Below are 11547 nucleotides of genomic sequence, written 5' to 3' on the forward strand. Positions count from 1 at the left end.
GCCGGGGGACGCGCTCCCGGCCCGCCGCCCGGCCGCCGTCAGCCGTCCTCGCCCAGGTAGTGGAAGCCCGGGCGGGGGTGCATCAGGAACTCGTGGTGCGAGATGTTCCACGCGTAGGCGCCGGCCATCGCGAAGAGCACCCGGTCCGCCGTCCGCAGGCCCCGCGCCGCCGGGGCGGCGTGCGCGAGGACGTCCTTCGGGGTGCAGAGCTGCCCGGCCAGGGTGGCCCGGCCGGTGGTGACGGCCGGGCGCGGCCACGGGTGCGGCCAGGCGTCGACCGGCAGCACGGCGAACGGCTGGTCGTGCCCCCGGGTGGCCGGGGTGCGCAGGTGGTGGGTGCCGCCGCGGACCACCGCGAAGTCCTCGCCGTGGCTCTGCTTCACGTCCAGCACCTCGGTGGCGTACCAGCCGCAGTACGCGGTCAGCGCGCGGCCCGGCTCGATCCGCAGGATCGGCCCCGGGTGGCGCTCCAGCAGCTTCGCCAGGCCCTCGCCGAAGGCCGTCCAGTCGAAGCGGGCCCGGGGGTCCGCGTAGTCGACGGCCATGCCGCCGCCCACGTTGACCTCCGCCAGCGCGAACCCGTGCCGCCGGGCCGTGCGGGCCGACCACTCGACGATCTGCCCGGCGACGGCGAGCTGCTCCGCCGCCGCCAGCCCGCTCGCCAGGTGGGCGTGCACGCCGCGCAGCCTCAGCCGGGGGAGCAGCGGGCCGAAGGGCCCGGCCGGGTCGGTCAGCAGCCGGGCGCAGGCCTCGGCGCGGTCCGGGTCCAGCCCGAACGGGGTCGGGCGGCCGCCCATCGCGAGCGCCACCGTGTCCAGCGCGCCCGCGCCCACCGGCAGGTTGACCCGCAGCAGGACGTCCACCGCGGCGTCCGGCCGGTCGGTCAGGGCGGCGGCGAGCCGGTACAGCTCCTGCTCGCTCTCGACGTGCCAGCGGTGCACCCCGGCGTCCAGGGCGGCCACGATCTCGGCGGGCGTCTTGCCCGGTCCGCCGAAGGCCAGCGGCGCGTCCGGGACGGCCTGCCGCACGTGGGCCAGCTCGCCGCCGCTGGAGACCTCGTAGCCGTCGACGGCGGCCCGCAGCGCGGCCAGCACGGGCGCCTCCGGGTTGGCCTTGGCGGCGTAGTACAGCTCGACGCGGGCGGGCAGCGCGGCCCGGACGGCGGCGGCGTGCGCACGCAGCGCCGCCAGGTCGTAGACGTACGCGGGCAGCGCCTCCGGGGCGAGCGCGGCGACGTGCCGGCGGACGGCGTCGGTCATCGGTGACTCCAGGTGGGGACGGCGGCGGCGGTCGGGCGGTGGGCGGGGCTGCGTCGCACCCGGTCGGCGGTCGGGCGGCGGGCGGGGCTCACCGGCTGCTCCAGGCCGGCGTGCGGGCGGCCGGCAGGCGCAGCCGCGCGGCCTCCGCCAGGACGGAGCCGGCCAGCGGCGAGGGCAGCCGGACGTAGCCCGCCTCGCGGTCGGGCCGGCGCTCCCAGCGGGTGAGCAGATTCGCCTTGGCGGGCAGCGGCACCCCGGCCAGCAGGGCACGCAGCCGGGGTGGGCGGCCGTGCGCGTCGGCGTACTCCTGCAGGGTGTCCCGGACGGCCTCCCACAGGGCGCCCTCCGCCTCCGGGTGGCGGTCGGCGAGCGCGGCCAGCAGCTCGGCGACGTGGTTGACCAGCAGGCAGTAGACGACCCGGTCCCAGCCGCGCTCGGCGTCGTAGGCCATCGGGCCGGCCACCTCCGGCGGCAGCGCGGCGAGCAGCGCGGCATTGCGGTCGGGCACGAGCTTGGTGCCCTCCAGGTCGCGGAAGAGCACCTGGGCGGGCCGCCCGGCGGCGTCGACGCCGATCAGCACGTTCTGCAGGTGCGGTTCCAGCACCACGCCGTGGTCGAAGTAGGCGGCGAGCACCGGCGGGACGAGCAGCCGCAGGTAGTCCGTCCACCAGGCGAGCGCCTCGCCGGCGTCGGCGTCCTCGCCGAGCAGCCGCGAGATGTGCGCGGAGCTGGTCGGGTGCTCGTCGGCGACGGCGGCGGCCAGCAGCGGGGTGACGCCGGGCCGCAGCACCCCGGCGAAGCCCTCGCGGACGATCAGGCCGAAGCCCTCGTACAGGGACCGGTCGGGGAGGCCGTCCGCGCCCGGCAGGGCCAGCGTGCGGAAGGCCGGTTCGCGCAGCATCGCGGCGTTCGGGTACCGCTCGGCGAGGTCGCCCAGCGCGGGGGCCAGCAGCCGGGTCAGCGCGACGGCGCCGGTCAGCTCGTACGCCGCGTTCTTGCGCAGGCAGTTGGTGATCCGCACGTTGAGGCTGAACTTCAGGAACGCGCCCGCGCCGTGCAGCGTGCGCACCGAGGCGGTCGCGGCGAAGGGCTCACCGCCGGGCCCGAGGTCCACGACGTCCCGGCGCTCCAGGGCGCCGCGCAGCAGCGGGTGGTGGGCGAGGAGTTCGTACTGCCAGGGGTGGACGGGCAGCAGCCGGTAGCCGACCGGGGCCCGGCCCAGGCCGTCCAGCAGCGCCGTCGCCGAGGCGTCCAGCGAGGACTCCGCGATCAGCTCCCGCCGCACGGCGAGGTGCCGCAGCCGGAACGCGGCGCGCGACTCGGGGGCGTAGGCGCGCCAGTCGCCGCGCTCGGCCGAGCGGGACTTGGGCGCGGGGTGGAAGCGGTGGCCGAACAGCAGGGCCTGCTCGGACTCCAGGTAGCGGTCCGGGCCGGGGGCCGGCCGGTTCTCCAGCCCGGCGCGCACGCCCGCGTGACTGGACGTCAGCTGGTCGAGGAACTCCTCGTTCACCGTGCCGGTGCGCAGCTCCAGCTCGTCCTGGACGTGTCCGGCGAGCTCCCGCCAGGCCAACGGGACCCAGCCCGCGGCCCGTTCCTCCTCGACCGGACCGGTGAAGCGGTGCGCGCCGAGCAGCGAGGTGCGGCGCAGCGCGACCCGGAGCAGGACGCCCCGGCGGGGCAGGCGCAGCAGCAGCCGACCGTCGGTGACCGCGGTCTGGTGTTCCGGTCCCGAGACCTCCCGCAGCAGGCAGTTGAGCAGGGTGTGGGCGACCGCGTCGTCGGGGGTGGGCAGTTCGTGGTCGGTCAGGTCGTGTGTCATCGGCGACTACTCCAGCGGATGCGGGTCGGGAAGACGAGTGTGGCGGCCGCGGTGGCGGCCAGCAGTGCGGCGGCGGTGCCGACCAGCACGGGGGCGGCGGCGCCGAAGCGGCCGTTGGCCAGCGCGGCGACGGCGCCGGCGGCCACCGCGCCGCCCTTGGAGACGAATTCGAGGGTGCCGAACATCCGCCCCGGTGCCCGGCCGCGGGCGGCCTCGGCGGCCAGCACGGAGAGGCAGACCAGGCCGAGGGTGAGCCCGGCCCCGAGCAGCAGCCGGACGGCGACGAACGCCACCAGCGAGTGCGCGGCGGCGTGCCCGGCGAGGCCGAGCGCGACGAAGCCGAAGCCCAGCGCGATGCCGGCGTGCGGGCGGGCGAGGAAGGCGGTGTGCGTACGGGCGGCGAACGCCAGGTAGCACAGGTGCGGCAGGGCGAACAGGATGCCGGTCGTCGTGCCCGAGACCCCGGGCAGCCGCTCCTGCGCCAGGGATATCAGATAGGGGAACGAGATGATGGTGGCGAAGACGAACACGAACTCGAAGGTGTAGAGCAGGCCGATCGGGGCGGGTCGGGCGGCCGCGGCGGTGGGGGCCCGGTCGCTGCCGGGGCCGCTGCCGGTGTCGGTGGCCGGGCCGCCGCCCCGGGCGGCCGGGTCGGGCTCCGGCAGGAGCGACAGGAACAGGGCCGCGGTCAGCGGCAGGACGGCCATCAGCAGGTACTGCCGGTGCGGGTCGATCCACGGGGAGAGCGCGCCGACCAGGATCGGCGCGGCGACCAGCGCGGCCCGGGCGCTGCCCTGCATCAGGGTCAGCGCGAGGGAGAGCTTCGAGCCGTCCAGGGCGGCCGCCAGGTAGCCGTTGGTGGCGGCGAAGGTGCCGCCGAGGAAGCCCTGGAGGACGAGCGCGAGCGTGAACGCGGGCAGGCTGTCGGCGGCTCCGGCCAGCAGGAACGAGACGGTGAGGCCGAGTTGGGCGCGGAGCAGCAGCCGTTTGCGGCCGAACCGGTCGGCGAGCCGGCCCCAGAGCGGGGCGCCGAGGGCGCTGAACACGGTCGGGACGATGTAGAGCACGCCCGCCCAGCGGCCCTGCGGGTCGCCGAGGGCCGGGAGGATGGCCGTCAGGTAGGGCGGCAGGCCGAGGGCGGCGAAGGAGGCGACGAAGTAGCAGGCGGCCACCGCGTGCACCTGGCGCCGGCCGAGCCCCTCGGGGCGGGCGGTGCTGCCGGGGTGCTGTGGCAGGGTGTCGACGCTCATCGGGTGGCCCCGGCGCCGCCCGCCGGTGCTGCCGCGACGGCGTCCGGACGGAGGTAGTTGGGGCCGTCGGTGTAGTGCTTGTTGATGTCTGCGGCGCCCGAGCGCTGCTTGGTGAGCAGGGTCCCGGCGGTCACCATCGCCTTGACCGGCAGTCGCTCGGCGTCCAGCAGGGCGGCGCGCAGCGGTGCGCCGGCCGCCCCGATCCGTTCGGTGGCCTCCGCCAGCCGTCCGCGCAACAGGGCGAGCAGGTCGCCCAGTTCGGCGCGGCCGTGGGCGGCGAGGCCGAACGCCAGGGAGCCGGTGCAGAGGTGGCCGGTGATGGTGGCGAAGAGGTCGGTCAGCGGCCGGTCGCCGTCGCCGAAGATCCGGGCGTCGTCGAACTCCGCCGGGCCGGGGGCGTGTTCGCCCAGCGTGGCGGCGAGCCGGCCGGTGTGGATCCGCGGCCCGTCGTCGTCCTTGTAGAGCAGCCGCAGGCCGCCGTCCTCGTCGAACACCACCGAGGTGTTCTGCTGGTGGGACTCCAGCGCGATGCCGTAGCCGAAGAGCGTGGCCTGCCAGTCGAGCAGCAGGTCCAGCAGGGCGTCGTAGAGGGCGACCGGGTCGCCGCCGTGGAAGCGGTCGGCCAGGTGGTCGATCACCAGGCGTCCGCCGGGGGCGGGGGCCAGCAGGGCGGCCAGCGGGACGGTCACGGCGCGGTCCAGGCCGGCGTCGGCGGGGTAGCGGCGGAGCAGGACGGCGAGCAGTTCGTGGCCGGCGTGGGCCCAGCTCTGCTCGTCGGCGTGCAGGATCCGCTCGGCGAAGCGGGGTTCGCGAGCCAGCACGGCCTCGATCAGCCGCTGCCCGGCGGCGCCGTCGACCAGCGTCCCCGGCTTGATGGTGCGGCGGTTGAGCCGGCCCAGGGTGGCGGTGGCGAGCGGGAGTTTGAGGTGGTGGCCGGGGTCGTCGGCGACGGCCACGGTGCGCATGGAGAGGGTGGGCACGACGGTCAGGTAGGGCCGGTCGGCGAGGACCGCGCGGCCGTCGAGGCCGGCTGCCCGCAGTGCCTCGGCGAGCGGCCCGCCCACCGTGAGCGGGTGCACGGGCAGGGTGGTCCAGGCGTCGTCACCGCCCGCCAGGTCGAGGCCGAGCCAGCTCGGGGTGGGCCACCAGCTGGGCAGCGGCCGGTCGCCGTGCACGGTGAGGGCACCGGCCGGGACGGCGAGCCAGCGCAGTTCGAAGGCCGGGTGGAACTCTGGTGCGTAGGCGCGCAGCTGGGGCTCGGTGAGACCGGAGCGGCCGCGGGCGGTGGGGTAGACCGGGTGGTCGAGGTGGGCGGCCAGGGCGTCGTGCCCCAGGGCGGCGGCGGGGCCGCTCCAGCGGGCCGGGTCCGCGCCGTAGAGGTCGGTGAGGGCGGTGTGCACCTCGGCCCGGGTGCGCTCGTGCAGCTCCATGGTGGCGAGGGTCTGCCGGCACTCCTCGGTGAACGCCGCCCAGCCGGGCCGGTCCGCCGCCTCGGCGAGGCCGGTCAGGGCCGTCAGGACGGCCTCCAGCCCGGTCAGCGGGGCGCCGTCCAGCTCCAGCAGCGGGAGCCGGGCCGCGTACTCGCTCTGGAAGCCCTCGGCGACCACCGGCAGGGCGAGGCCGGCCGGGGCCAGCAGCAGCCAGCGGCCGTCCGCGCGGTCCTGCGGGGTGCTGCGGGTCCGCAGTCCGAGCACGTCCTCGCGCAGCAGCGCGGAGAGTACCCGCAGCGCCAACTGCTCGGCGGCGGTGGGGGTGCCGGGCCCGGCGTCGCGCGGCGGGGCGGGGCGGCTGGCGGCGCTCACGGGGTGATCTCCCAGCGATTGGCCGCGACGAAGCGGGCGACGGCGGCGTCCACGGCCAGCTGGTCGGTGCCGACGGCCCAGATCACGCCGAGGTAGTCCCGGTTGGTGTGGTGGAGCTCGTGGCGCTCACCGAGCGGGCGGACCGGCTGGTAGCTGAGGCGGACGCCGTCGCGCTCCTCGTGGTGCGGGCCGGGCGCGGCGGTGAGGGTGCCGGCCCGGTCCGCGCAGACCGCCTCGTTGCGGGCCCGCTTCGTGGTGGCCGCGCAGTGCTCCGTGAGGCCTTCGGGCAGCTCACGGCCGAGGTGCGCGGCGAGGATGTGCTCGAACAGCGGGATGTCGAGGATCTCGGCGAGCATCAGGTCGCACTGGTCGCCGATGGCACGGTAGTTGACCTCGATGATGCGCGCCCGGCCGTCCGGCTGCACGACGAACTCGGTGTGGCAGGCGCCGAGTCCGACGCCGACGGCGTCCAGCTGCGCGAGGATCTGCTCGACCACCGGCCGCGGGTGGTCGGGGACGAACTCCAGCATCTCCTCGATGAAGTGCGGGGGAGCGGAGAGTCTGGTCCGCAGCCCGCCGAGGACGTGCCGCCGCTTCCCGTCGCCGAGCGTCTCCAGGGTGCACAACTGCCCGTCCAGGAACTCCTCGACGACCAGCGCCGCGCCGGGCCGCCGGCGCTGGATCTCGGCGCAGCGCAGCTCCAGCTCCGCGCGGTCGCCGACCAGTGAGACGTCCTCGCTGGCGACGCCCTCGCGCGGTTTCACCACGGCCGGGAAGGGGACGTCGAACTCCCGCAGCGCGGAGGGGTCCTGGCCGGGGTCGAGCTCGAAGGAGCGGACGGCGTCCAGGCCGGCGGCGGTCAGGTGGCGGCGCAGCTCGCCCTTGTTCTTGGCCCGCAGGGCCGCCTTCCAGTCCTTGGCCGGCAGCCCGAAGTACTCGGCGGCCAGGGCGGTCTGGGTCTGCAGGTGGTCGCTGTTGCTGAACACCGCGTCGGGGGCCTCCCGCCGGGAGATCAGCCCGATCACCTCGCGGAAGTCCCGGACGTCGCACTCCACCACCTCCGGCGCGGGCACCAGCGCGGCGTAGGCGTTCCGGTGCGGCTCGGCGTGGTCGGTGAGCACCGTGACGTCGAGCCCGAGCCGTGCGGCGGCCGGGAGGAAGCCCTGGGTGACCGAGTCGGTGGGGTTGAGGGCGAGCAGGTAGAGCCGCATGTCGGGTCTCTCCGTGACGGGGGCGAGGGGCGAGGGGCGAGGGGCGAGCGCTGGGGCCGGGCGGCCGGGCGGGCGGCCACGCGGGGCGCGGGGCGGGGCGGTGGGCCTCCGCCCCGCGCACCCGGGGCGGGCGGCTACTTGGGCGCTTCGACGCCGGCGGCCTTGGCGATGTCGCCGAGCATGGCCTCGGCGGCCTGGACGCCGATGCCGGACATCCAGGTCTCGTCCGGCACGTTGAACACCTTGGCGTTCTTGACGGCGTTCAGGCCCTGCCAGACCGGCGTGCCCTGGACCTCGCTCTGCTTGGTCTTGGTCGGGTCGTCGGCGACGGTGACGAAGACCAGGTCGGCGTCGGCCTGGTTGATCTGCTCGGCGCTCACCTCGATGATGTTCTGGTCCACGTCCTGGGCGGCCGGGCGGCTGAGGCCGACGTCCTTCAGCACCACGCCGCTGTAGGAGGCCTTGGCGTAGAGGCGGGTCGGGCCTGCCACGAAGCGGACCACCGAGGCGGTCGGCTCGGTGCCGCCGTTCTTGGCCTTGATCGCCTCGCCGAGCCTGGCCGCGCGGGCCTCGTAGTCGGTCAGCGCCTTCTTGGCCTCGGCCTCCTTGCCGAGGGCCTGGGCGTAGAGGGCGAGGTTCTCCTTCCAGGGGAAGCCGGTGGTCTCGGCGAGCACGGTCGGCGCGATGGCGTTGAGCTTGTCGTAGACCTTGGCGTGCCGGACCTTCGAGGAGAGGATCAGGTCGGGCTTGAGGGAGGCGATCAGCTCCAGGTTCGGCTCGGCCATCGGGCCGACGTCCTTGGTGTCCTTGATCTTGTCCTTGAGGTAGTTCGGGAAACCGCCCTCGGTCTTCATGTGCGGGGACACCGCGCCGACCGGGGTGATGCCGAGCAGGGTGACGTCGTCCAGCTCGCCGCTGTCCAGCACCACGACGCGCTTGGGCCGGGCCTTGATCTCGGCCGTCCCGGCGGCGTGCGTGACGCTGCGCGGGAAGCCCGCCGCGGCGGGGGCGGAGGCGGCGTCCCCGGCGGGCTCGGCGCTGTCGCCGCCGGTGCTGCCGCAGGCGGCGAGCAGCGTGGTGGAGAGCGCGGCGGCGAGGAGCGCGGCGGGGACTCTGCGGGCGCGGGCGGAGCGGGTCATGACGGGTCCTTGTCTCTGGTGCGGGGGCGGGGGTGCCGGACGGCTGCGGGCAGCGGACGGCGGGGCAGGGCGGGGGCGGCGCGGCCCACGGGTGAGCGTGCCCACGGGTGAGCGGGGCCGGCCGCGGGGTGGTCGGGCGGGTCAGCGGGCGGCGGCCCGCCCGGTCCGGGCTCGCGGGACGACCAGCGGGGTGCCGGTCTCCGGGTCGGGCACGACCTGGCACGGCACCTGGAAGACGGCCTCCACCAGGTCGGCGGTCAGCACCTCGGCGGGCGGTCCGGCGGCGGCCAGCCGGCCGTCCTTGAGGACCACCAGGTGGTCCGCGTAGCGGGCGGCCTGCCCGAGGTCGTGCAGCACCATGACGACGGTGCGGCCGGCCTCGGCGTGCAGGTCGGCGACCAGGTCGAGGACGTCCAGCTGGTGCCGGAGGTCCAGGAAGGTGGTGGGTTCGTCGAGCAGCAGCAGGTCGGTGTCCTGGGCGAGCGCGAGCGCGATCCAGGCGCGCTGGCGCTGGCCGCCGGAGAGCCGGTCCACCTGCTGGTCGCGCAGGTCGGTGGTGCCGGTGCGGGCCAGCGCGTCCTCGACGGCGGCCTGGTCGGCCTTGGACCAGGGGGTGAGCAGCCGCTGGTGCGGGAAGCGGCCGAGCCGGACCAGCGCCTCGACGGTGATCGCCTCGGGGGTGACGGGCTGCTGCGGGAGCAGGCCCATCCGCTTGGCGAGCGCCCGGGCGGACATCCGGTGGATGTCCGAGCCGTCCAGGGTGACCGTGCCGGCGGCCGGGCCGAGCAGCCGGACCAGGCCGCGCAGCAGGGTCGACTTGCCGCAGGCGTTCGGGCCCACGATCGCGGTGACGGCGCCGCCGGGCAGCTCCAGGTCGAGGCCGTCGACGATCACCCGGTTGCCGTAGCGCAGGTGCAGGCCGTGGGCGGCGAGGCGGTTGCCCGCCGGGTCGGGGGCCGTGGAGGGGGTCGCCACGTCGGGGGTCATCGGTCGCTCCTCTGGGGAAGCCGGCCCTGGCGGATCATCAGCGCCAGGAGCCAGGGCGCGCCGAGGGTGGCGGTGACGGCACCGACCGGCAGGCCGTGGACGGGGATCACATGGAGCACCAGGAGGTCGGCGGAGAGCAGCAGCACGGCGCCGGCGAGCGCGGTGAGGCCGAGCGTGCCGAGGGTGGGCGGCCCGGCCAGCAGGCGGACCAGGTGCGGGACGGCGAGTGCCACGAAGGCGACCGGTCCGGTGAGCGCGGCGGCCAGCGAGGCCAGCGCGATGGAGAGCAGCAGCAGGACGAGCCGGTCGCGGTTCGGGTTCAGGCCGAGGCCGCCGGCCGAGTCGTCGCCGAGGTCGAGCACGGCGACCCGGCGCTGGCTGAGCACCACGGCGACGACGGTGAGCGCGATGGCGGTGCCGCCGATCCACACCTCGGTCCAGTCCCGTCCGTAGAGCGAGCCGGTGGTCCACTGCATCGCCGAGGAGGCCAGCTCGGCGGGGAACCGGACGATCATCAGGTTCACCGCCGCGGCCAGGCCCTGCTGGACCGCCAGGCCGACCAGCACCAGCCGGGTGACGGCCATCCGCGACCGCCAGGCGAAGCCGCCGAGCAGCAGGGCGGCGAGCAGCCCGCCGCCGAGCGCGGCGAGCGGGATCAGCTCCTGCGAGGCGCCGGTGGCGAGCATCAGCACCGCGCCGAACGACGCGCCGCCGGTGACGCCGATGGTGTCGGGGGAGGCCAGGGGGTTGCGGAAGAGCCGTTGCAGCATCGAGCCGGCCACCGCCAGCGCGGCGCCCGCGATCAGGGCGGAGACCACCCGGGGTGCCCGGAACTCCTGCACCACCAGCACGTTCCCGGCGTCGCCGAGCCCGACCAGGGCGCGCAGCGCCTCCCAGACCGACATCTCGACCTGGCCGGTGCCGAGCGCGATCCCGGTCAGCAGGACCAGCAGGGCGGCGGCGAGCAGCGACCAGGCGGCGGTGCGGGCCCGGCGCCGGACCGCCGTGCCGACGGCGGTGGCGGGCACCGCCGGGGTCAGGACGCTCATCGGGCCACCTTCCGGGCCAGCACCGCGAGCAGCGGCGCGCCGAGGAAGGCCGTCACGATGCCGACCTCGATCTCGGACGGCCGGGCCACCAGCCGGCCCAGCACGTCGGCCGCGAGCAGCAGCAGCGGACCGGTGATCAGGCAGCCCGGCAGCAGCCAGCGGTGGTCGTTGCCGAGCAGCGGCCGGACCAGGTGCGGCGCCGCCAGCCCGACGAAGGCGATCGGTCCGGCGACGGCGACGGCGCTGCCGGCCAGCAGGACGACGGTCAGACCGCCGAGCACCCGGATCCGGGCCACCGGCACGCCGAGCGCCTGGGCGCTCTCGTCGCCGAGGGCGAGCGCGTTGAGCGAGGGCGCCACGGCGAACGCGCCGACCAGCCCGAGCGCCAGGAACGGCAGCAGGGGCGTCAGGGTGTCCAGGTGGCGCCCGGCGATGGAGCCGGCCAGCCAGAACCGCGCCTCGTCCAGCGTGCGGTGACTGGCCAGCATCAGTGCCGAGGTCCAGGAGGTGAGCACCACGGTGAGCACGGTGCCGCCGAGGGCCAGCCGGACGGGGTCGAGGTCGCCGCCCCGGCGGGACATCGCGTAGGCGGCCACCGCGGCGACGGCCGCGCCGGCGAAGGCGAACCAGAGGTACTCGACCGGCCGGGTGAGGCCGAGGGCGTAGATCGCGGCGACCACGGCGAAGCCCGCGCCCGCGTTGATCCCCAGCGTGACGGGTGAGGCGAGCGGGTTGCGGGTGACGCCCTGGGCGACCGCGCCGGCGGCGCCGAGCGCCGCCCCGATCGCCAGTCCGATGACCGTCCGGGGGACCCGAAGGCCCGTCACCACGTCGGCGTCGCCGCCGTGCCCGGCGCCGGTCAGAGCGTCGATCACGGTGGAGAGCGGGATGGAGCGGGAGCCGAGAGCGAGGCTCAGCGCGGCGCACAGCACGAGCGCGCAGACGCCGGCGGCCAGCAGGAGCGGCCGCCGTGGCGTCGGGTGTCGGGGGACCACCGGGGCCGTGGCGGCCGGCGGGTCGGTTCTCAGCAC

At 76.2% G+C, this 11547-nt stretch carries 9 protein-coding genes; all 9 read right to left on the reverse strand.

Features of this window, described 5'->3' with window-relative positions; translation table 11 throughout:
* Positions 1 to 38: 38 nt before the first annotated feature.
* The gene (locus ACFWA9_RS22135; protein ID WP_380389141.1) at positions 39 to 1259 is read right to left on the reverse strand and encodes a type III PLP-dependent enzyme; all 1221 of its coding nucleotides are present in this window, start codon (positions 1257 to 1259) and stop codon (positions 39 to 41) included.
* Between the two features lie 88 nt (positions 1260 to 1347).
* On the reverse strand, positions 1348 to 3078 hold the full coding sequence (locus ACFWA9_RS22140) for an IucA/IucC family protein (RefSeq protein WP_380389143.1): 1731 nt from the start codon (positions 3076 to 3078) through the stop codon (positions 1348 to 1350).
* Complete coding sequence (locus tag ACFWA9_RS22145; RefSeq protein ID WP_380389145.1) at positions 3075 to 4328, reverse strand: MFS transporter; 1254 nt, start codon at positions 4326 to 4328, stop codon at positions 3075 to 3077. Before ACFWA9_RS22145 ends, ACFWA9_RS22140 begins: the two co-directional genes overlap by 4 nt.
* Positions 4325 to 6130 carry an IucA/IucC family protein gene (locus ACFWA9_RS22150; protein WP_380389146.1) on the reverse strand — a complete coding sequence of 602 codons (1806 nt, stop codon included), beginning with the start codon at positions 6128 to 6130 and terminating at the stop codon, positions 4325 to 4327. Before ACFWA9_RS22150 ends, ACFWA9_RS22145 begins: the two co-directional genes overlap by 4 nt.
* Positions 6127 to 7341, reverse strand: coding sequence for an acetyl-CoA carboxylase biotin carboxylase subunit family protein (locus ACFWA9_RS22155; protein ID WP_380389148.1), 1215 nt, complete (start codon positions 7339 to 7341; stop codon positions 6127 to 6129). Before ACFWA9_RS22155 ends, ACFWA9_RS22150 begins: the two co-directional genes overlap by 4 nt.
* A gap of 134 nt (positions 7342 to 7475) precedes the next feature.
* On the reverse strand, positions 7476 to 8480 hold the full coding sequence (locus tag ACFWA9_RS22160) for an ABC transporter substrate-binding protein (RefSeq protein WP_380389150.1): 1005 nt from the start codon (positions 8478 to 8480) through the stop codon (positions 7476 to 7478).
* Between the two features lie 141 nt (positions 8481 to 8621).
* On the reverse strand, positions 8622 to 9467 hold the full coding sequence (locus ACFWA9_RS22165) for an ABC transporter ATP-binding protein (protein ID WP_359804264.1): 846 nt from the start codon (positions 9465 to 9467) through the stop codon (positions 8622 to 8624).
* Positions 9464 to 10516 (reverse strand): FecCD family ABC transporter permease, encoded by a 1053-nt coding sequence (locus ACFWA9_RS22170; protein ID WP_380389152.1) that lies wholly within the window; start codon positions 10514 to 10516, stop codon positions 9464 to 9466. The genes ACFWA9_RS22165 and ACFWA9_RS22170 overlap by 4 nt, the downstream gene beginning before the upstream one ends.
* A complete protein-coding gene (locus ACFWA9_RS22175) occupies positions 10513 to 11511 on the reverse strand; it encodes a FecCD family ABC transporter permease (RefSeq protein WP_380389179.1) in 999 nt (332 codons plus the stop codon). Before ACFWA9_RS22175 ends, ACFWA9_RS22170 begins: the two co-directional genes overlap by 4 nt.
* Positions 11512 to 11547: the final 36 nt, after the last annotated feature.

The sequence above is a fragment of the Kitasatospora sp. NPDC059973 genome, from assembly GCF_042737525.1.
Taxonomy (GTDB): domain Bacteria; phylum Actinomycetota; class Actinomycetes; order Streptomycetales; family Streptomycetaceae; genus Kitasatospora.